The organism is Janthinobacterium sp. SUN128 (assembly GCF_030587275.1).
In the GTDB taxonomy this organism is placed as follows: Bacteria; Pseudomonadota; Gammaproteobacteria; order Burkholderiales; family Burkholderiaceae_D; genus Janthinobacterium; species Janthinobacterium lividum.
The window spans coordinates 144,058-164,587 of sequence record NZ_JAPWHY010000007.1; the positions used below are offsets into that span (position 1 = coordinate 144,058).

The following is a 20,530-nucleotide window of genomic DNA, read 5'->3' on the forward strand; positions in this document are numbered from 1 at the left end:
AGCCTGATGCACGCAAGCCTGCTTGAACTGATGCCGTCGCTGGACGGCGCGCAGCTGACGGGCGACGCATCCTTTGATGGCGTCTCCACCGACAGCCGCAGCGCCCAAGCCGGCTCGCTCTTCGTTGCCCTGCGCGGCGAGAGTTTTGATGCCCACGATTTCCTCGACCAGGTGGCTGCGCGCGGCGTCGCCGCCGTGGTGGTCGAGCGCCTGCCCGAAGGCTGGGACAGCGCCACGGTGCCCGCCATCGTGGTGGCCGATACCTTGGTGGCGCTGGGCCGCATCGCCAACCATTGGCGCGGTCGCTTCAATTTACCCGTCATCGGCGTCACCGGCAGCAACGGCAAGACCACTGTCAAGGAAATGATTGCGGCCATCCTGGCGGCGGCCTTTGGCGAAGACGGCCGTTTGGCCACGCGCGGCAACCTGAATAATGAAATCGGCGTGCCATTGACGCTGTTCCGCCTGAGCGCCGCGCACAAGGCGGCTGTCATCGAGATGGGCATGAACCATCCGGGAGAAATCGCCCGCCTGGCCGCGATTGCCGCGCCTACCCTGGCGATGGTCAACAACGCGCAGCGCGAGCACCAGGAATTCATGCATACGGTGGAAGCGGTGGCGCGCGAGAACGGCGCCGCGCTGGCGGCCCTGGCGCATGACGGCGTGGCTGTCTTCCCGCATGGAGATGAATTCACGCCCGTGTGGCGCGAATTGGCAGGCGCGCGCGCAGTCATCACCTTCGGCCTGTCGAAAGAGGCGGACGTGAGTTGCACGCACCGCGCGGCCGAGGATTTTGGCAGCGACCTGTTCGTCAGCGTGCGGGCACAGGATGGCAGCTTGCGTCAGTTTTTTGTCGGCTTGCAGGCGGCGGGCGAACACAATGTGCGCAATGCGCTGGCGGCCGTGGCATGCGCGATTGGCGCCGGCATCGCGCCAGAACATATCAAGCAGGGCCTGGAGGCGTTTTCTCCCGTGACTGGCCGGCTGCAGAAAAAACGGGCCGCCAATGGCGCCACCATCATCGACGACACGTATAACGCCAATCCGGATTCGGCGCGCGCGGCCATCGATGTGCTGGCGCAGGCCGCGGCACCACGCATCCTGGTGCTGGGCGAGATGGGCGAAGTCGGCACGCAGGGGCAGCAGTTCCACGAAGAGATCGGCGCCTACGCCGCCGCCAAAGGCATCGAACACGTGCTGGCGACGGGCGGACTGGCGCGCCATCTGGTGAATCCGGCGCAGGAAGCCGCCAGCCAGGAATCAGGCACGGTCGTGGAGTATTTCGAACAGTTCGACGGTTTGCTGGCGGCGCTCGATGCGCATTTGTCCGGCCGTTCGGATGCAACAGTATTGATCAAGGGCTCCCGTTTCATGAAGATGGAACGGGCCGTGCAGCATTTGATTGGTTCAAACAACAATAACAAGGAAGCTCACTAATCATGCTGCTCTGGCTCGCTCATTATTTCCAGGACGACATTGGCCCACTGCGGGTCTTTAACTTCATCACGTTCCGCGCCGTCTTCGCCACCCTGACGGCGATCTTGATCGGCCTGTGCGCCGGTCCCGCCGTGATCCGCATGCTTACGCGCATGAAGGTCGGCCAGGCCGTGCGTACGGACGGCCCGCAAACGCACCTGAAAAAACACGGCACCCCCACCATGGGCGGTGTGCTGATCCTCATCGCCATCGGCATTTCCACCTTGCTGTGGGCTGACCTGTCGAACCGCTTCATCTGGCCCGTGCTGATCGTCACCTTGGGCTTTGGCGCAGTCGGCTGGGCCGACGACTACCGCAAGGTGGTGCACCAGGATCCGGAAGGCATGCGCTCGCGCGAGAAATACTTCTGGCAATCGCTGATCGGCATCGCCGCCGCGTTTTACCTGGCGTTTTCCGTCTCCATCTCCGAGCCCAATGCTGGCCAGGTATGGAATCTGATCTACGCCTGGGTGCAATCGGGCTTCGCCATGGACTTGCCGCCGAAGGCTGACCTGATCGTTCCGTTCTTCAAGACCATCAGCTATCCGCTGGGCGTATGGGGCTTTATCGCGCTGACCTATTGCGTCATCGTCGGTACCAGCAACGCCGTCAATTTCACCGATGGCCTTGACGGCCTGGCCATCATGCCGACCGTGATGGTGGGCACGGCCCTGGGCCTGTTCGCCTACCTGACGGGTAACGCCACGTATGCGCGCTACCTGTTCATCCCGCACATCCCGGGCGCAGGCGAACTGGTGATCTTCTGCGGCGCGCTGGCCGGTTCCGGCCTGGCCTTCCTCTGGTATAACACGCACCCCGCGAAAGTGTTCATGGGCGACGTGGGCGCGCTGGCACTGGGCGGCGCACTGGGCACCATCGCCGTCATCGTGCGCCAGGAAATCGTCCTGTTCATCATGGGCGGCATCTTCGTCGTCGAAACGCTGTCCGTGATCATCCAGGTCGTCTGGTTCAAGTACACCAAGAAGCGCTATGGCGCGGGCCGCCGCGTCTTCCTGATGGCGCCGTTGCATCACCATTTTGAACAAAAAGGCTGGAAGGAGACGCAGGTTGTCGTGCGTTTCTGGATCATCACCATGATGCTGGTGCTGCTCGGCCTGACCACCTTGAAGCTGCGCTGATGATGTACGACGCTAAAACCGCACTGGTACTGGGCCTCGGCGAGTCGGGGCTGGCCATGGCCCTGTGGCTGGCCCGCAGCGGTGCCTGCGTGCGCGTGGCCGATACGCGCCAGGCGCCCGAGCGCCTGGCAGCGTTGCAGGCCGCCGTGCCGCAGGCGCAGTTCATCGCCGGCGCCTTCACGGCCGAATTGCTCGATGGCGTCGATTTCGTCGCCGTCAGCCCTGGCCTGGCGCCGGGCCGCGAACTGGCGCAGATTGCGCCTGCCGCTCTTGAGAAAAATATCCCCGTGTGGGGCGAGATCGAACTGTTCGCGCAGGCCCTGGCCGCGCTCAAGGCGGAACGCGGCTATGCGCCGAAAGTCATCGCCATCACGGGAACGAATGGCAAGACGACCGTCACCAGCCTGGTAGGCTTGCTGTGCGAACGCGCCGGCCTGGCCACGCGCGTGGCCGGCAATATCAGCCCGGCCGCGCTGGACGTGCTGCGCGAAGTGCTCGATGCGGAGCCTGCGCCGCAGCCTGTGGATGCGGAAGCTGAAGTGGCGGAACCCGTCGCCAGCACCCTGCCGCAGGCGTGGATCCTGGAATTGTCCAGCTTCCAGCTGCACACGACGTTCAGCCTGCAGGCCGACGCGGCCACGGTCCTGAATCTGTCGCAGGATCACCTCGACTGGCATGGCGACATGGCTGCCTATGCTGCCGACAAGGCGCGCATCTTCGGCGAGCAGACCGTGCGCATATTGAACCGCGACGACGCGGCCGTGATGCACATGGCCGACCCGCTGACCGAAACGATCACCTTCGGCACGGGCGAACCCGTGGAAGTGGACAGCTTTGGCCTGGTCAATGAACGGGGCATCTTCTGGCTGGCGCAAGCCGTGCCCAGCGAAGAAGTGATCGAGAAAAAACGCAGGAAGAATGATCCGGCGCCGGAGCCGGTGCCGACGATGGCCAAGAAACTGATGCCGGCCGACGCGTTGAAAATCCGCGGCCAGCACAATGCCTCGAACGCGCTGGCGGCGCTGGCCCTGTGCCGCGCCATCGGCTTGCCGTTCGCGCCGCTGCTGCACGGCTTGCGCGAATACCAGGGCGAGCCGCACCGCGTGGAACTGATCACGGCCGTGAATGAAGTCGAGTACTACGACGACAGCAAGGGCACGAATGTGGGTGCGACGGTAGCCGCCCTGTTCGGCCTGGGCAAGGCGTTTGGCGGCGCGGAACAGCGCCTGGTGCTGATCGCCGGCGGCGACGGCAAGGGGCAGGATTTCTCGCCGCTGGCTGAACCCGTGTCGCGCTATGTGCGCGCCGTGGTGCTGATCGGCCGCGATGCGCCGGCCTTGCGCGCGGCGCTCGAACCGGCCGGCGTGGAGATCATCGACTGCGCCACCTTGCCGGAGGCCGTCAAGCGCGCCAGCGGCCTGGCGCTGGCCGGCGATGCCGTGCTGTTGTCGCCTGCGTGCGCCAGCCTGGACATGTTCAAGAACTATGCGCACCGCGCGCAGGTGTTTGTCGGCGCCGTGCGCGACATCGCCCTGGAAAACGGACAGGATATCTGATGGCCTTCCAACTGCCCTTCAGCTTTGGTTCCGGCTCGGCTGCCAAGCCGCTGGATAGCCGCGCGCGGCAGTCGAAGATGATGGACTATGACAAGCCGCTGGTGTGGGTCGTCCTGCTGCTCATGTTGCTGGGCATGGTGATGGTGTATTCGGCGTCGATCTCGCTGTCGGATGCGCGCAAGTTCGCCGCCTACACGAACAATTATTTTGTCGTGCGCCAGGCGCTGTTCATCGGTATTTCGATCGTCGTTGGCGCGCTGGTATTTCGCATCCCCGTCGCCAGCTGGCAAAAGATGGCGCCGTGGCTGTTCATCGGCACCCTGGTGCTGCTGGTGATGGTCTTGATACCGGGCCTGGGCGTGTCGGTCAATGGCGGCCGCCGCTGGCTGAACCTGCCGGGCCTGCGGCCGCAGCCGTCCGAGCTGATGAAGGTGGTGATGGTGCTGTACGCGGCCGATTACACGGTGCGCAAGCAGGAGTACATGCACAAGCTGACCAAGGGCTTCATGCCGATGGCGCTGGCTGTCAGCTTCGTCGGCTTGCTGCTGCTGATGGAGCCCGATCTCGGCGCCTTCGGCGTGATCGTCTGCATCGCCATGGGCATCCTGTTTTTGGGCGGCGTGAACGCCATCTGGTTCGGCGGCATCGGCGCCATGCTGACGGCGATCTTCGTCACCATCATCGCCTTGTCGAAATTCCGCCGCGAGCGGTTTTTTGCGTATCTCGATCCGTGGCAGGAAGACAATGCGCTGAACAAGGCTTACCAGCTGACGCACTCGCTGATCGCCTTCGGACGCGGTGAACTGTTTGGCGTGGGACTGGGCGGCAGCGTGGAAAAACTGCATTATCTGCCCGAAGCGCATACGGACTTTTTGCTGGCCGTGATCGGCGAGGAGCTGGGCCTAGTGGGCGTGCTGATCGTGATCGGCATGTTCTACTGGATTATCAAGCGGGCATTTGACATCGGCCGCCAGGCGATCGCCATCGACCAGACCTTTGCCGGCCTGACGGCGAAAGGCATCGCCATCTGGATCGGCGTGCAGACCTTCATCAATATGGGCGTGAACCTGGGTCTGCTGCCGACCAAGGGCCTGACCTTGCCCTTGATGAGTTATGGCGGCACGGGCGTACTGATTAACTGTATCGGCCTGGCGATTTTGCTGCGCATCGATTATGAAAACCGGATCCTGATGCGGGGAGGCCGGCTATGAACAGCGTGACGAACTTGAAAACGACGAAAAGACTGATGATCATGGCGGCCGGCACCGGCGGCCATATTTTCCCTGGCCTGGCGATTGCGCAGACCATGCGCGCGCGCGGCTGGGAAGTGAGCTGGCTGGGCACGACCCACGGCATGGAGCAGGAACTGGTGCCGAAAAGCGGCATTCCCATGGATGCCATCGCGTTCTCCGGCATGCGCGGCAAGGGCCTGGCGCACACGGTCAAAGGCGGCTTCAAGATGCTGGCTAGCTTTTTTGCCATCCGCCGTTTCATCGCCAGCCGCAAGCCGGATGTGGTGATGGGCATGGGAGGCTACGTCACCGTGCCGGGCGGCCTGATGGCGCGCCTGAAGGGCGTGCCGCTGGTGCTGGTCAATGCCGACGCGGCGCTGCTGCTGTCGAACAAGACGCTGGTGCCGCTGGCGCAGCAGGTGTGCTTCGGCTTTCCCGCCGATTTCGGCAGCGCCGCCGGCAAGGCCGTCGTCACGGGCAATCCCGTGCGCGCCGAGATCCTCGCCATGGCGCCGCCAGCCACGCGTTTCGCGGGCCGCAGCGGACCGTTGCGCATCCTGGTGGTGGGCGGCAGCCTGGGCGCGAAAGCGCTGAACGACAATCTTCCCGCCGCGCTGGCGCTGATGCCGGAGGGCGAACGCCCGCTGGTGACGCACCAGTCGGGCAAGAAGAATATCGACGCCCTGCATGCCGCATATGCGCAGGCGGGCGTGCAAGCCAATGTGGTCGACTTCATCGACGACATGGCCAGGGCGTATACCGAGGCCGATCTGGTGATTTGCCGTGCGGGCGCCATCACCCTGTCGGAATTGACGGCGGCCGGCGTGGCCAGCGTGCTCGTGCCGCTGGTGGCGTCGACCACCAGCCATCAGCGCGACAACGCGCAATGGATGGCAAAACAAGGCGCGGCGATTCATCTGCCGCAGACGGAAATGAGTGCGGCGTCGCTGAGCACCCTGCTGGCATCGCTGAGCCGCGATACCTGCCAGCATATGGCGCAAGCGGCACTGGCAGCAGGCAAGCGCGACGCCAATGAGGCGATCGCACACGTATTGGAAAAACTGGCATGAGGTTAGCTCTGTGAAGCATAAAGTAAACAATATCCACTTTGTCGGCATTGGCGGCAGCGGCATGAGCGGCATCGCCGAAGTGCTGGTCAACCTCGGCTACAAGGTGTCGGGCTCCGACCTGGGCAGCAATGCGGCGACGCAGCGCCTGGCGAGCCTGGGCGCGACCGTCATGCTGGGCCACGCGGCCGAGAACATCGGCGACGCCGATGCGGTGGTGACGTCGGGCGCCGTCCCGCAAGACAATCCGGAAGTGGCGGCCGCGCGCGCGCGCAAGATTCCGCTGGTGCCGCGCGCCGTGATGCTCGGTGAATTGATGCGCCTGAAGCGCGGTATCGCCATCGCCGGCACGCACGGCAAGACGACGACCACCAGCCTGGTCGCTTCCGTGCTGGCGCAGGGCGGCCTCGATCCGACTTTCGTCATCGGCGGCCGCCTGACCAGCGCCGGCGCGAACGCCAAGCTGGGCTCGGGCGACTACCTGGTAGCCGAAGCCGATGAATCGGATGCCTCGTTCCTGAACCTGACGCCGATGATCGAAGTGATCACGAATATCGACGCCGATCACATGGACACCTACGAGCACGATTTCGAAAAGCTCAAGCAGGCTTTCGTGCAGTTCACGCACCGCTTGCCTTTCTATGGCCGCGCCATGCTGTGCATCGACGATCCGCACGTGCGCGCCATCATCCCGTCCGTCACCAAGCCCGTCACCACCTACGGTTTCGCGGAAGACGCGCAAGTGCGCGCCATCAACGCGCGCGCCGTGGGCCTGGAAATGCATTTCACCGTGCTGCAGGAAGGCTATCCGGACCTGGACGTGGTGCTGAACCAGCCCGGCATGCACAATGTGCAGAATGCCTGCTCGGCGATTGCCATCGCGCGCGAAATCGGCATCGCCGACAGCGCCACGCAGCAGGGCCTGGCCGAGTTTTCCGGCGTGGGCCGGCGTTTCACGCGTTACGGCGACGTGGCGCTGCCGAACGGCGGCACTTTTGCGCTGGTCGACGATTTTGGCCACCATCCGGTGGAAACGGAAGTGACCCTGGCCGCCGCGCGCGCCGCCTATCCTGGCCGCCGCCTGGTGCTGGCGTTCCAGCCGCACCGCTACAGCCGCACGCGCGACCTGTTCGAGGATTTCGTGAAAGTGCTGGGCGCGCCCGACGTGCTGCTGCTGTCCGAAGTGTATGCGGCGGGCGAAGCGCCCATCGTCGCCGCCGACGGCCGCGCACTGGCGCATGCGCTGCGCGCGCGCGGCAAGATCGAACCGATTTTCGTCGAATCCATGAAAGACATGGCCGACACCATCATGAGCGTGGCGCGCGACGGCGACGTCGTGCTGACCATGGGTGCCGGCTCGATCAGCGGTATCCCGCAACAACTGACAACGTATTCATCCAACACTGTAAAGGCCTGATGTGAACCAAGCTTCAGCTATCGACGTAAAACAATTGGGCAAGGTCGGCGTCCTGTTCGGCGGCAGCTCGGCCGAGCGCGAAGTGTCGCTGATGTCCGGCACGGGCGTGCTGGCCGCTTTGACAAGCCGCGGCGTGGACGCGCACGCGTTCGACACGGGCGAACGCAGCCTGGCCGAACTGGCCGCTGAACAATTCGACCGCGTCTTCATCGCGCTGCACGGCCGCTTCGGCGAAGACGGCAGCCTGCAGGGCGCGCTGGAGCAGCTGGGCATTCCCTACACGGGCAGCGGCGTGATGGCCTGTGCGGTGGGCATGGACAAGGTTTACACCAAGATGATCTGGCTGATGCACCAGCTGCCAACGCCAAAGTACGCGGTGCTCGATGACAGCTCCGACCTGGCCAAGGTCGCCGCGGAACTGGGCTTGCCGCTGATCGTCAAGCCGCCGCATGAAGGCTCGAGCATCGGCATTACGACGGTCAACCAAGCTTCGGCCTTCCAGGCGGCCTACGACATCGCCGCCGGCCTCGATGATTCGGTGCTGGCCGAAGAGTTCATCAAGGGCCGCGAGTTCACCGTCGCGATCCTGGGCAAGGGCGCCACTGCGCGCGCGCTGCCGCCGATTGAAATCGTCGCGCCGCAAGGCAATTACGATTACCAGAACAAGTACTTCACGGACGATACGCAGTATTTCTGCCCGCCGCAGCTGGACCCGGCGATCGTGGCGGAGATGGAGCGCATCGCCGTGGCAGCCTACCGCGCCCTCGGCTGCGAAGGCTGGGGACGTGTGGACGTGCTGATGCGCGCGGCCGACAGCAAGCTGTTTTTGCTGGAAGTGAATACCTCGCCCGGCATGACGGGCCACTCGCTCGTGCCGATGGCGGCGCGCGCGGTGGGCATCAGCTATGAAGACCTGTGCCTGGAAATCGTCGCTGGCGCGCGTCTGAAAATGCACAAGGGACAGCGCTGATATGTGGCATGACGCTAAAAGCCTCAATACGACTGCCAACGGCTTGCTGGCCGCGGTTCTGGTCGTGTGCGTGGCCGCCGGCGTCTGGTGGGTGTCGCAGCGTCCCATGTTCGACCTGCGCACGATCAAGGTGGAAAGCGCGGACGACAAGGGCCTGCGCCACGTGAATTACCTGACCCTGCGCAGCGGCACTTTGGGCCGCATCAAGGGCAATTTCTTCACGACCAACCTGGAAAGCGTGCGCGGCGTGTTCGAATCGGTGCCGTGGGTACGCCGTGCCAGCGTGCGGCGCGAGTGGCCGAACCAGCTGATCGTGGCGCTGGAAGAACACGAAGCGCTGGGCACCTGGGGCGAGGATGGACGCCTGCTGTCGGTCAAGGGCGACGTGTTTACGGCGAATGTGGCCGAAGCCGAAGACGACCATGAGTTGCCTGCGTTTGCCGGCCCCGATGGCAGCGAAAAGGAAGTACTGGCTACCTACGTGCAGCTGGCAAAGTGGTTTGCGCCGCTGAAGATGGTGCCGGAAACCCTGTCGCTGTCGAGCCGCTATGCGTGGACGGTGAAACTGGATAACGGCATGAGCGTGGCGCTGGGACGCGAGCAGAATCACACGACCCTGAAAGCGCGGGTCGACCGGCTGGTGGGCATTTACCCGCAGCTGGCGAGCCGGCTGGAAAATATCGACACGATCGATATGCGCTACCAGAATGGCCTGGCGCTCAGTTCCGCCGGCCTGGTGATACCGGCCGAAGGCAAGGATGGAAAGCCAGTCATGAAGAAGAAAAACAGCAGTCCGATTAAAAAACCGACTTAACCCAATAATTTTAATTTATAGCCCATACAGTAGGCGACAGAAATGACAAAAGACGCGAAAAACCTGATCGTCGGCCTCGACATCGGCACCTCGAAAGTGGTGGCGGTGGTAGCCGAAGTGATGTCCGACGGGCGCCACGAAGTGATCGGGCTGGGCCAGCACGAATCGAAGGGCCTGAAAAAAGGCGTGGTGGTCAATATCGAGGCCACGGTGGAGTCCATCCAGCGCGCGCTGGAAGAGGCCGAGCTGATGGCCGACTGCAAGATCCGCAATGTGTACGCGGGCATTGCGGGCAGCCATATCCGCAGCTTCAATTCCAGCGGCATGGTGGCCATCAAGGACAAGGAAGTGACGGCGACCGACGTGGCGCGCGTCATCGAGACGGCAAAAGCGGTTAACATTCCGACCGATCAGCAATTGCTGCACACGGTGCCGCAAGAGTTCATCGTCGACAGCCAGGAAGATGTGCGCGAGCCTATCGGCATGAGCGGCATCCGCCTGGAGGTGAAGGTGCATATCGTCACCGGCGCCGTGTCGGCGGTGCAGAACATCGTCAAGTGCGTGCGCCGCTGCGGCCTGGAAGTGTCGGACCTGATCCTGCAGCCGATGGCGTCCGCCGATGCGGTGCTTACGCCCGACGAGAAGGAACTGGGCGTGGTACTGATCGACATCGGTGGCGGCACGACCGATGTGGCGGTATTTTCCGATGGCGCGATCCGCCATACGGCAGTCATCCCCATCGCCGGCGACCAGATCACCAACGACATCGCCATGGCCTTGCGCACCCCGACCGCGGAAGCGGAAGAAATCAAGATCCGCTATGGCGTGGCCAAGCAGGTCCTGGCCGACCCCGGCGAATCGCTGGAAGTGCCTGGCCTGGGAGACCGCGGCCCGCGCAACCTGTCGCGCCAGGCGCTGGCGGCAGTGATCGAGCCGCGCGTCGAGGAGTTGTTCGCCATGGTGCACCAGGTGGTGCGCGAATCCGGTTACGAAGGCGTGCTGTCGTCGGGCATCGTGCTCACGGGCGGCACCTCCATCATGCCCGGCATGGTGGAAATGGCGGAAGATATTTTCCTGAAACCGGCGCGCCTGGGCACGCCCGAGTATCGGGGACAGCTGGCCGACGTGGTGCGCAGTCCGCGCTATGCCACGGTATTGGGCCTGCTGCTGGAAGCGAAGAAGCAATACCTGCGCGGCCACATCGTGACGCGTCAGGACGGCTCGGTGAAGGCAGTCTGGCAGCGCATGAAGGAATGGTTTTTAGGGAATTTTTAAGGGCATGATTTTCGCCCGGCAGGACAGGTTTTTTGGCAGCATCGCAGGTACACACACATAACTTTATTTTATATTTAACCGCAGTTTTCAATCTCCAGTTCTCCTACCAATATGAGGCCTGGCGCTTGGAAACCGCATCTGATAGGAGCACATCATGGAGTTCGATATGGTCGATAACACAGCTTTAGGTACCGTCATCAAGGTCGTCGGCGTCGGCGGTGCGGGTGGCAATGCAGTCCAACACATGATCAACAAAGGCATGTCGGGCGTGGAGTTCATTGCCGCCAACACCGACGCACAGGCCCTGTCGACATCGAAGGCCCATAACATCATCCAGATCGGCGATACCGGTCTGGGCGCTGGCATGAAGCCTGCCGTCGGCCGCCAGCTGGCGGAAGAATCGCGCGCGCGCATCGCCGATTCGCTGCGCGGCGCGCACATGGTCTTCATCGCTGCCGGCATGGGCGGCGGCACGGGCACGGGCGCCGCTCCTATCGTGGCCGAAGTGGCCAAGGAACTGGGCGCGCTGACGGTGGCCGTGGTCTCCAAGCCATTCTCGTACGAAGGCCAGAAGTGCATGGACATCGCCGACGAAGGCCTGGAGCAGCTGTCCCTGCACGTCGATTCGCTGATCATCATCCTGAACGAAAAGCTGGAAGAGATCTACGAAGACGAAAGCATGCTGGAATGGATGCAGCACGCCGATGATGTGCTCAACAACGCGGTGGCCGGCATTGCCGAGATCATCAACGTGCCTGGCCATATCAACGTCGACTTCAACGATGTGAAAACCATCATGGGCGAGCAGGGCAAGGCCATGATGGGCACTGCGACGGCTTCCGGCGTCGACCGCGCGCGCATCGCCGCCGAACAGGCTGTCGCTTCGCCGCTGTTGGATGGCATCGACCTGTCCGGCGCGCGCGGCGTGCTGGTCAACGTCACGGCCAGCCGTGGCTTGAAAGGTAAAGAGATCAAGGAAGTCATGGCTGCCGTGCGCGCGTTTGCCGCGCCGGACGCGTCGATCGCGCAAGGTATCGCCTACGACGACGCCATGGGCGACGACATCCGCGTTACCGTGGTGGCCACGGGCCTGGGCCGCGCCAAGAAAAACATCCAGCTGGTTCCGCAGCAAGTGCTGCGCACCGGCACCCACAACAGCCCGTTGACCCCGTCGGCTGCCATGGGTAGCGCGCAAGCGGCGACGACGACGGTTGGCGTGGCCACGCCGGCAGCCGGTTTTGACGGCATGAAGGCGCCGGCAGTATGGCGTCGCGAATCGGCTTCCGAGCAAGTGCGCGCGATGGAAAAGAATGGCATGGAGACGTATGACATTCCTGCCTTCCTGCGCAAACAGGCCGACTGATCACAGTGAAAAAAGCCCATGGCGGCGTTGCATAGCCTTGCCCTGCGCATTTTTCATGTGATTAGGTGACCGGAGGTGATCTGATGTCAGCAAACATGACGGCGGCCTGAGGGCCGCCGTTTTTTTTGCCGGTTTTTGATTTTTGACTTTGCCTTTCCGGCCATTTTCTGCACAAATACGGCAAGTCAGGCATACTATCGCGCTGAGCCAGCATCATGCTAGCCGAACCAGAATACACGCGTTTTCCGCCCGGCCGGGCGGCGAGCGTTTTCCACCGACAGCACACAAGGAGTCAACATGACCATCAAGATCGGCGACACCCTGCCAGAAGGCACCCTGGCCGAATTCATCGAAAGCGAAACCGAAGGTTGCGCACTGGGCCCGAACACGTTCAACGTGCAAGACTTGGTCAAGGGCAAGAAGATCGCCATCTTCGGCCTGCCAGGCGCGTACACCCCGACCTGCTCCGCACAGCACGTGCCAGGCTACGTCAAGCACGCTGCCGACCTGAAAGCCAAGGGCGTCGATGAAATCTGGTGCATCTCCGTCAACGACGCGTTCGTGATGGGTGCCTGGGGCCGTGACCAGAAAGCCACCGGCGTGGTGCGCATGATGGCTGACGGCAACGCCGCCTACAGCAAGGCCCTGGGCCTGGACGCCGATTTTTCCAAGCATGGCATGGGTACGCGCTCGCAGCGCTACTCGCTGCTGGTCGACAATGGCGTCGTGACGCAATTGAACATCGAGCAGGGCGGCAAGTTTGAAGTGTCGAATGCCGAGACGCTGCTGGGCCAGCTGGCTTAAGCGCTTCCTGTTCGCATGAAAACGGCGCCATCGGCGCCGTTTTTACGTTTACTGTACTGAGGGTTTCGTCGCCTCAAACATGGCCGCATCGATGCTGAACGAATAATCCTCCTGCAGCGCGAAATACCGGCGCGCTTCCTCGGGCGCGCCATCGAACAGGTTGCGGATGGCCGCCACTCTTTCGATCGGCGTGCGCATGCGCGCCACCCACTCGTCGAACTGCATCGTCAGTTTCCACACGCTGCGCAAGCTGTGCGTAAAGCCCGCGTTATCGAACTTGGCGCCCCATTCGCAGGTGCGGTAGTCGCGCACGTGCGAAGCGTCGCGCAGCATTTCCACCGCCTGCAGCGTGCTGTCGTACAGGGCCGTTTTCGGCGCGACGATGTCGACCACTAATAAGGTGCCGTTCGGGCGCAGCACGCGCCACGCTTCGGCCAGGGCTCCCGCCACATCGTTCCAGTGATGCGCGGAAAAGCGCGTGACGACCATGTCGAAGCTGGCGTCGGCAAACGGCAGGCGGGCCACATCGCCCTGCTGCGTGCTGATGTTGTGCAAGCCGCGCTGCGCCCTGGCGTGGTCGACCACGTCGAGCATGGGCTGCGCCAGATCGTAGGCGACGACGGAAGCTGCCACGGGGGCGACGGCAAAGCTGGCATGGCCTGCGCCGCAGCCCAGGTCCAGGACGACGGGCTTGCCGTGGCGGCGCGCGCATTCCTGCATCAGCACCAGGTCGGCGCCTTGCGCATGTACGGCGCTGCTCAGGTAGGCATTCGCCGTCTTGCCAAACTGTTCGGTAACGACATCGTGCTGCTGCATGGTTTTCTCCTGTGGATGGGTGAGTTCCTGCAGAATAGGGATAAAATTATCATGTAACAAGACCATAAGTTATACTGGTATATCTACTACCATGCACCGCTGTCATGTCGAACAAACTTGCTGAATTCATCCGCGCCCGGCGCGAAGCCGTCACCCCCGCCATGGCTGGCTTGCCCGGCGGCGGGCGCCGGCGCACGCCGGGCTTGCGGCGCGAAGAGCTGGCACAGCTGTGCGATGTCAGTCCCACCTGGCTGACGTGGCTGGAGCAGGGGCGGCCCGTGTCGGCATCGGCCAGGATGCTGGCCCGCCTGGCGCAGGTGCTGCAGCTGAGCACGGCCGAGCGCGCCTATCTGTTCGAGGTGGCCGACAAGCATGACCCCAGCCACGGGACGGGCGAGGGCAGTGGTCCTGCGGCCGCCGAGCTGGCGGCCATCGTTGCCGCCATCGACGCGCCCGCGTACATCCTCGACCGCGCATGGAATGCCGTGGCGTGGAACGGGGCGGCATCCACCTTGTTTGCCGGCTGGCTGCATGGCGATGCGGCCGCACCGAACCAGCTGCGCTTCATGTTCCTGGACGCGGGGGCGCGCGACCTGGTCATCGGCTGGCCCGAACGGGCGCAGCGCCTGGTGGCGGAGTTCCGCGCCGATATCGGCCGGCAGGCGGACCAGGCGCCGCTGGCCGGCCTGATCGCGGAACTGGCTGACGCCAGCTTTGAATTTCGCCAATGGTGGGGCGCGCAGCAGGTGCAGGGCCGCGATGGCGGCTTGCGCCAGTTCCAGCATGCGCAACAGGGACTGCTGGCGTTCAATCAGGTGACCCTGCACCTGGCGCGCCAGCATGAACTGAAACTGGTGATGCTGTTGCCTGTGTCATAAGGTAAAACGGCCGCGCTTGTTATAATCTGGCTGACCGCCTGGCCCTGCCTTTCCAGACCATGCTGTCCTGGCTCCGGCCGTCGCCATGATGACGGTCCCGCTCTTTCGCCAGGAGTCTGTCCTGATACCCCGCAATCAAAACCTGCGCAGCATCTATGTGATGCTGATCGCCGTCGCCATGTTTTCCCTGATGGACACGGCCATGAAGCTGTTGTCCGCCCATTATCCTCCCATGCAGGTGACGGCCTTGCGCGCCCTGTCGTCGTTGCCGCTCGTCTGTCTGTACCTGCTGTACCGCGGCGCCTTCAAGAACGTGCTGAAGGTGCGCTGGCCGCTGCACTTGCTGCGCGGCGCCCTGGGCGTGCTGATGATCACCCTGTTCGCCTACGGCTTGAAGCGCATGTCGCTGGCCGAGACATATGCGCTGTTCTTTGTTGCCCCCTTGTTCATCACCGTCCTGTCGGTGTTTATCCTCAAGGAAAAAGTCGACTTCGCGCGCTGGTGCGCCATCGCCGTGGGCCTGCTGGGCGTGCTGGTGGCGCTGCGCCCCGACGGTTCGGGATTCTTTTCGCTGGCCGGGCTGGCCGTGCTGGGCTCGGCCGCCTGTTACGCTATTTCCGCTGTGACGGGACGCATCCTGAGCCGCACGGACGCCAGCGAAAGCATGGTCTTCTGGCTGATGGTGATGATGGCCCTCGGCGGCGTGGCCCTGTCGGCGCATGAGTGGGTGAGTATCCGCCGCGAAGACTGGTGGCTGCTGGCAGGCTTGTCACTGAGTGGCTTCCTGGGCCAGCTGGCCATCACGGAAGCATTTCGCCATGGCAAGGCGTCCAGCGTGGCGCCGTTCGAATACTCGGCCCTGGCATGGGGCATGGCCCTGGATTGGATGCTGTGGCGTGCCTTGCCCGACGAATACACCCTGATCGGCGCGGCCATCATCATCGGCAGCGGCATTTATCTGGTACGCCGCGAAGCCGTGCATGCGGAAAGCGAACATCCGTGATGAGCCGTTGTGGTATTTCTGGCGTGGGCCATGCCGCGCCGCAACGAAAATCCGGCAAATAGATATAATCGACAGATGTTAAAACAACGCACTATCAAACAACAGGTCCGCACCATCGGTGTCGGTTTGCACTCTGGCACCAAGGTCGAGCTGATCTTGCGTCCTGCCGCGATCGATACGGGCATCGTGTTTCGCCGCATCGACCTCGATCCCATCGTCGAGTTTCCCGCCAGCGCCATGGCCGTGGGCGATACGCGCATGGCTTCCGTGCTGATCAAGGATGGCGCCAGGGTTTCCACCGTGGAACATCTGATGTCGGCGGCGGCCGGCTTGGGTGTCGACAATATGTACATCGACGTGAATGCGGAAGAAATTCCCATCATGGACGGTTCCGCCTCGTCCTTCGTCTACCTGCTGCAGCAGGCGGGCGTGGAAGAGCAGCAGGCGCCAAAGAAATTCATCAAGGTCATCAAGCCGGTGGAAGTGCGTCACGGCAAGGGCGACGCCGAGAAATGGGCGCGCTTGTCGCCGTACGATGGCTTCAAGCTCGATTTCTTCATCGAATTCAACCATCCTGCCGTCGATGGCACGATGCAGCGCGCTTCCGTGGATTTTGGCGACGTGTCGTATGTGCACGACGTGGCGCGCGCGCGCACCTTCGGTTTCATGCAGGACGTGGAAAGCTTGCGCGGCATGGGCCTGGCCCGTGGCGGTTCGCTGGAAAACGCCATCGTCATGGACGAGTACCGCATCCTCAACGCCGATGGCTTGCGCTATGAAGACGAGTTCGTGCGCCACAAGATCCTCGACGCCATCGGCGACCTGTACCTGGTGGGCCATCCCCTGCTCGCGTACTACACGGCGCACAAGTCGGGCCACGCGCTGAACAACCAGCTGCTGCTGGCGCTGCTGGAACAGCCGGAATCCTATGAAATCGTGTCGTTCGCTACGAACGAGGCGGCGCCGCAATCCTACCTGCGCCAGATGGAACGCGAGTGGTCCTTGACCTGATCTGAGCGACACCTCATTAAACCTACTGCGCGTCGGTATAGGCGGCCTGCGATGCTCACCGTACTTTCGTACGGTTGCGCTTCTTAGCCACCTCTCCCTTCCGCTCGCTACGGTTTTCTGAGGTGTCAAAATGTCGTCGGACAGTCTTAATCTTTAGGTTCGCGGTGGTGGCGCACTAAACTGCGCAGCGCCGCGATCAATTGCTCGTTCTGTTTCGACGCGGGCAGGGCCGTGCTCAGCTCTTCCAGGGCCGACATGGCTTTTTCCGGCAAGACCAGCGCCCGCGTATGCACGATGGGCGCGATGCTCTTGATGACTTGCACTTTCAGCTTGATGCCTGAAATCTGCCAGCCCTTTCTTTCCAGTTCCCCTTGCAGTTTCGGCAATTGCTGCTTGAGCTTGGCCGCCAGCGCCGCGTTCGGCGTGGCCAGCACGAGCTGACCGCCCTCGAATTGCAGGATGTCGCAATGCTCGAACATGGCCGGCAAGGCCTTGGCGCAATCTTTTTGCAGGGCGGCCAGGCGCGTGACGGTGGGCATCAGGGAGGCCATCGTCGCGTTGCCGCGCAGAAAATCGGTTGCGCCCGTGACGGCCGGGCCCGAACGGGCAAAGCCGTAGCCGCGGCGCGGTGCCGGAGAATAAGTGGGAGTTCGCATGGCCGAAACATAGCACACTCGCCCGCGCATGACGAGTGCGGCGGCGGGTGCGGCGCAGGCGAGCGGGCCGTATTGCCTTACAGTATGGAAAATGTCCGCAATTTCTGCCATTTGTTTGTCATTAAGATATTGTTATATGGCGCATTACCCCAACCATGTCGGGAACGCATGATAAAATCATCGTCTTTTGCCATAGTCGAACTCCGTGCGGTGACGCGATTACTACCTCGTTGTTCCCTACCGAGCTTTTTTTAACGGCGTTTTTTCAAGAATTCAAGCATGTCATTACTGACCCAGATTTTCGGTAGCCGCAACCAGCGGCTGCTCAAGCAATACCAAAAAACGGTACGCGAGATCAATGCGCTCGAGCCGGCCATCGAAAAGCTGTCGGATGCCGAGCTGCAAGCGAAGACGCCTGCCTTCAAGGAACGCATCGCCGCTGGCGAATCGCTCGATGCCTTGTTGCCGGAAGCATTTGCCGTCTGCCGCGAGGCCAGCAAGCGCGTCCTGCGCATGCGCCATTTCGATGTGCAGATGATCGGCGGCATGGTCTTGCATTTCGGTAAGATCGCGGAGATGGGCACGGGCGAGGGCAAGACCCTGATGGCAACCTTGCCAGCCTACCTGAATGCCTTGTCGGGCAAGGGCGTGCATATCGTCACCGTCAATGATTACCTGGCGCAGCGCGATGCCGAGACCATGGGCCGCCTGTATGCCTGGCTGGGCCTGTCGACGGGCGTGAACATGTCGCAGATGGAGCACAGCGCCAAGCAGCAGGCGTACAACTCCGACATCACGTATGGCACCAACAATGAATTCGGTTTCGACTTCTTGCGCGACAACATGGTCTACGAAGCGCGCGAGCGCGTGCAGCGCAGCCTGAACTTCGGCATCGTCGATGAAGTCGACTCGATCCTGATCGATGAAGCGCGTACGCCGCTGATCATTTCGGGCCAGGCCGAGAACCATACGGACCTGTATCACAAGATCAATGAAGTGCCTGCGCGCCTGACTTTGCAGATCGGCGAAGAAACGCCGGACGGCAAGGGCAAGGTTGACGTGCCGGGCGACTATACCAAGGATGAAAAAGCGCACCAGGTGCTGCTGACGGAAGCCGGCCACGAAAAGGCGGAAGGCATCCTGATGGAGATGGGCCTGCTGCCGGAAGGCGCTTCGCTGTACGATTCGGCCAACATCACCCTCGTGCACCACCTGTATGCGGCCCTGCGCGCGCATGCGCTGTACTTCAAGGATCAGCACTATGTGGTGCAGAACAATGAAGTGGTGATCGTCGATGAATTCACGGGCCGTCTGATGACGGGCCGCCGCTGGTCCGATGGCTTGCACCAGGCCGTCGAAGCGAAAGAAGGCGTCAAGATCCAGAACGAGAACCAGACCCTGGCCTCGATCACCTTCCAGAACTACTTCCGCATGTACGCCAAGCTGGCCGGCATGACCGGCACGGCCGATACCGAAGCATACGAATTCCAGGAAATCTACGGCCTGGAAACAGTCGTGATCCCGCAAAACCGTCCGCTGCAGCGCAAGGACCGCCAGGATCAGGTCTACAAATCGTCGGCGGAAAAATACAACGCGATGTTGAACGACATCCGCGACTGCTATGAGCGCGGCCAGCCCGTGCTGGTGGGTACCACCTCGATCGAGAACTCGGAACTGCTGTCGGGCATCCTGACCAAGGCCGGTTTGCCGCACAACGTGCTGAACGCGAAGCAGCATGCCCGCGAAGCGGAAATCATCGCCCAGGCAGGCCGTCCGAAAGCCATCACCATCGCCACCAACATGGCCGGTCGCGGTACCGATATCGTGTTGGGCGGTAACGTCGAAAACCAGATCAAGTTCATCGAAGCCAATGCTGAACTGAGCGACGCCGACAAGGCAGCCCAGTCGCAGACCTTGCGCGATGAATGGCAGTCACTGCACGACCACGTGGTCAATGCGGGCGGCTTGCACATCATCGGCACCGAACGCCACGAATCGCGCCGCGTCGACAATCAGCTGCGTGGCCGTGCCGGCCGCCAGGGCGATCCGGGTTCGTCGCGCTTCTACCTGTCGCTCGACGACGCGCTGCTGCGCATCTTCGCCGGCGACCGCGTGCGCGCCGTGATGGACCGTTTGAAAATGCCGGAAGGCGAACCGATCGAGGCAGGCATCGTCTCGCGTTCGATCGAATCGGCCCAGCGCAAGGTTGAAGCGCGCAACTTCGACATCCGCAAGCAATTGCTGGAATACGATGACGTCGCCAACGACCAGCGCAAGGTCATCTACCAGCAGCGTAACGAGCTGCTGGAAACGACCGATATTTCCGACATGATCGCTTCCTTGCGTCACGGCGTGTTCACCGACCTCGTGCACGAGTACGTGCCGCACGAATCGGTGGAAGAGCAGTGGGATATCAAGGGCCTGGAAAATACCCTGGCCGGCGAATGGCAGCTCGACTTGCCGCTGCAGCAGATGCTGGAAGCCGATTCGACCCTGACAGACGACGAGATCCTGGAAAAAGTGCTGGCCGCGGCCGATGCCGTGTACCAGTCGAAGATCGATATCGTCGGCAAGGAATCGTTTGGCGGCTTCGAACGCAATGTCATGCTGCAAAGCGTGGACAGCCACTGGCGCGAACACCTGGCGGCGCTCGATCACCTGCGCCAGGGTATTCACCTGCGCGGTTATGCGCAGAAGAACCCGAAACAGGAATACAAGCGCGAAGCGTTTGAACTGTTTGGCCAGATGCTCGACATGATCAAGAACGACGTCACGAAACACGTGATGACGGTACGCATCCAGTCGCGCGAAGAAGTCGATGCAGCCGAACAGGCAATGCAGCAGTCGCACGTGGAAAACGTACACTACCAGCACGCTGAATTCGACCCGAACGCTGCGCCGGAAGAGCTGCTGGCGCCTGTGGCCGGCGGCAACATGGACAACGTCGACGACATGAGCGTGAGCATGGGCGTCAAGGTTGGCCGTAACGACCCATGCCCTTGCGGCAGCGGCAAGAAGTACAAAGCCTGTCATGGAAAATTGGCGTAAAGCCG

17 protein-coding genes are annotated in these 20,530 nt (G+C 62.4%); 15 read left to right on the top strand and 2 right to left on the bottom strand.

Annotated elements, in window-relative coordinates:
* Positions 1-6: 6 nt before the first annotated feature.
* The 11 genes from murF to O3297_RS27835 all read left to right on the top strand — a co-directional run bounded on the left by murF (position 7) and on the right by O3297_RS27835 (position 13,113).
* Entirely contained in the window at positions 7-1,437 is a 1,431-nt protein-coding gene (gene murF, locus O3297_RS27785) for a UDP-N-acetylmuramoyl-tripeptide--D-alanyl-D-alanine ligase (RefSeq protein WP_305051175.1), read from the top strand.
* A gap of 2 nt (positions 1,438-1,439) precedes the next feature.
* Positions 1,440-2,615 (top strand): phospho-N-acetylmuramoyl-pentapeptide-transferase, encoded by a 1,176-nt coding sequence (mraY, locus tag O3297_RS27790; protein ID WP_034784967.1) that lies wholly within the window; start codon positions 1,440-1,442, stop codon positions 2,613-2,615.
* Positions 2,615-4,171 carry a UDP-N-acetylmuramoyl-L-alanine--D-glutamate ligase gene (gene murD, locus O3297_RS27795; protein WP_305051125.1) on the top strand — a complete coding sequence of 519 codons (1,557 nt, stop codon included), beginning with the start codon at positions 2,615-2,617 and terminating at the stop codon, positions 4,169-4,171. The genes mraY and murD overlap by 1 nt, the downstream gene beginning before the upstream one ends.
* Positions 4,171-5,382, top strand: a complete 1,212-nt coding sequence (gene ftsW / locus O3297_RS27800) for a putative lipid II flippase FtsW (RefSeq protein ID WP_176374731.1) — start codon at positions 4,171-4,173, stop codon at positions 5,380-5,382. Before murD ends, ftsW begins: the two co-directional genes overlap by 1 nt.
* Positions 5,379-6,473, top strand: a complete 1,095-nt coding sequence (murG, locus tag O3297_RS27805) for an undecaprenyldiphospho-muramoylpentapeptide beta-N-acetylglucosaminyltransferase (RefSeq protein WP_071653277.1) — start codon at positions 5,379-5,381, stop codon at positions 6,471-6,473. Before ftsW ends, murG begins: the two co-directional genes overlap by 4 nt.
* A gap of 10 nt (positions 6,474-6,483) precedes the next feature.
* A complete protein-coding gene (gene murC / locus O3297_RS27810) occupies positions 6,484-7,887 on the top strand; it encodes a UDP-N-acetylmuramate--L-alanine ligase (RefSeq protein WP_305051128.1) in 1,404 nt (467 codons plus the stop codon).
* Between the two features lies 1 nt (position 7,888).
* A complete protein-coding gene (locus O3297_RS27815) occupies positions 7,889-8,857 on the top strand; it encodes a D-alanine--D-alanine ligase (RefSeq protein WP_052140373.1) in 969 nt (322 codons plus the stop codon).
* 1 nt (position 8,858) lies between these two features.
* Positions 8,859-9,671, top strand: coding sequence for a cell division protein FtsQ/DivIB (locus tag O3297_RS27820; RefSeq protein WP_034784973.1), 813 nt, complete (start codon positions 8,859-8,861; stop codon positions 9,669-9,671).
* Positions 9,672-9,713: 42 nt separating this feature from the next.
* Positions 9,714-10,946 carry a cell division protein FtsA gene (gene ftsA, locus O3297_RS27825; protein WP_010394955.1) on the top strand — a complete coding sequence of 411 codons (1,233 nt, stop codon included), beginning with the start codon at positions 9,714-9,716 and terminating at the stop codon, positions 10,944-10,946.
* Positions 10,947-11,100: 154 nt separating this feature from the next.
* Positions 11,101-12,309: a cell division protein FtsZ gene (ftsZ, locus tag O3297_RS27830; protein ID WP_034784974.1), complete on the top strand. Its 1,209-nt coding sequence runs from the start codon at positions 11,101-11,103 to the stop codon at positions 12,307-12,309.
* A gap of 297 nt (positions 12,310-12,606) precedes the next feature.
* Positions 12,607-13,113 (top strand): peroxiredoxin, encoded by a 507-nt coding sequence (locus O3297_RS27835; protein ID WP_034784976.1) that lies wholly within the window; start codon positions 12,607-12,609, stop codon positions 13,111-13,113.
* Between the two features lie 48 nt (positions 13,114-13,161).
* Here the strand turns inward: O3297_RS27835 and O3297_RS27840 are convergent, their stop codons facing one another.
* Positions 13,162-13,929, bottom strand: coding sequence for a class I SAM-dependent methyltransferase (locus tag O3297_RS27840; RefSeq protein ID WP_151092736.1), 768 nt, complete (start codon positions 13,927-13,929; stop codon positions 13,162-13,164).
* Between the two features lie 104 nt (positions 13,930-14,033).
* On the opposite strand from O3297_RS27840, the gene O3297_RS27845 reads away from it, so the two are divergent.
* From O3297_RS27845 to lpxC, 3 genes are all read left to right on the top strand, one after another.
* The gene (locus tag O3297_RS27845; RefSeq protein ID WP_305051134.1) at positions 14,034-14,807 is read left to right on the top strand and encodes a helix-turn-helix transcriptional regulator; all 774 of its coding nucleotides are present in this window, start codon (positions 14,034-14,036) and stop codon (positions 14,805-14,807) included.
* 160 nt (positions 14,808-14,967) lie between these two features.
* The gene (locus O3297_RS27850; protein ID WP_070258932.1) at positions 14,968-15,810 is read left to right on the top strand and encodes a DMT family transporter; all 843 of its coding nucleotides are present in this window, start codon (positions 14,968-14,970) and stop codon (positions 15,808-15,810) included.
* A 75-nt stretch (positions 15,811-15,885) separates the two neighbouring features.
* Positions 15,886-16,821, top strand: coding sequence for a UDP-3-O-acyl-N-acetylglucosamine deacetylase (gene lpxC / locus O3297_RS27855; RefSeq protein WP_070258868.1), 936 nt, complete (start codon positions 15,886-15,888; stop codon positions 16,819-16,821).
* Positions 16,822-16,967: 146 nt separating this feature from the next.
* On the opposite strand, the gene O3297_RS27860 is transcribed toward lpxC, so the two are convergent.
* Positions 16,968-17,477 carry a DciA family protein gene (locus O3297_RS27860; RefSeq protein ID WP_034784985.1) on the bottom strand — a complete coding sequence of 170 codons (510 nt, stop codon included), beginning with the start codon at positions 17,475-17,477 and terminating at the stop codon, positions 16,968-16,970.
* A 279-nt stretch (positions 17,478-17,756) separates the two neighbouring features.
* Between O3297_RS27860 and secA the strand changes: the two genes are divergently transcribed.
* A complete protein-coding gene (secA, locus tag O3297_RS27865; protein WP_151092740.1) occupies positions 17,757-20,525 on the top strand; it encodes a preprotein translocase subunit SecA in 2,769 nt (922 codons plus the stop codon).
* Positions 20,526-20,530 lie beyond the last annotated feature (5 nt).

Bases quoted from the DNA above. Each gene is read 5' to 3' on its own strand.
- murF (WP_305051175.1), top strand. From the start codon at position 7: ATGCACGCAAGCCTGCTTGAACTGATGCCGTCGCTGGACGGCGCGCAG.
- mraY (WP_034784967.1), top strand. From the start codon at position 1,440: ATGCTGCTCTGGCTCGCTCATTATTTCCAGGACGACATTGGCCCACTG.
- murD (WP_305051125.1), top strand. From the start codon at position 2,615: ATGATGTACGACGCTAAAACCGCACTGGTACTGGGCCTCGGCGAGTCG.
- ftsW (WP_176374731.1), top strand. From the start codon at position 4,171: ATGGCCTTCCAACTGCCCTTCAGCTTTGGTTCCGGCTCGGCTGCCAAG.
- murG (WP_071653277.1), top strand. From the start codon at position 5,379: ATGAACAGCGTGACGAACTTGAAAACGACGAAAAGACTGATGATCATG.
- O3297_RS27820 (WP_034784973.1), top strand. From the start codon at position 8,859: ATGTGGCATGACGCTAAAAGCCTCAATACGACTGCCAACGGCTTGCTG.
- ftsA (WP_010394955.1), top strand. From the start codon at position 9,714: ATGACAAAAGACGCGAAAAACCTGATCGTCGGCCTCGACATCGGCACC.
- ftsZ (WP_034784974.1), top strand. From the start codon at position 11,101: ATGGAGTTCGATATGGTCGATAACACAGCTTTAGGTACCGTCATCAAG.
- O3297_RS27835 (WP_034784976.1), top strand. From the start codon at position 12,607: ATGACCATCAAGATCGGCGACACCCTGCCAGAAGGCACCCTGGCCGAA.
- O3297_RS27840 (WP_151092736.1), bottom strand. From the start codon at position 13,929: ATGCAGCAGCACGATGTCGTTACCGAACAGTTTGGCAAGACGGCGAAT.
- O3297_RS27845 (WP_305051134.1), top strand. From the start codon at position 14,034: ATGTCGAACAAACTTGCTGAATTCATCCGCGCCCGGCGCGAAGCCGTC.
- O3297_RS27850 (WP_070258932.1), top strand. From the start codon at position 14,968: ATGCTGATCGCCGTCGCCATGTTTTCCCTGATGGACACGGCCATGAAG.
- lpxC (WP_070258868.1), top strand. From the start codon at position 15,886: ATGTTAAAACAACGCACTATCAAACAACAGGTCCGCACCATCGGTGTC.
- O3297_RS27860 (WP_034784985.1), bottom strand. From the start codon at position 17,477: ATGCGAACTCCCACTTATTCTCCGGCACCGCGCCGCGGCTACGGCTTT.
- secA (WP_151092740.1), top strand. From the start codon at position 17,757: ATGTCATTACTGACCCAGATTTTCGGTAGCCGCAACCAGCGGCTGCTC.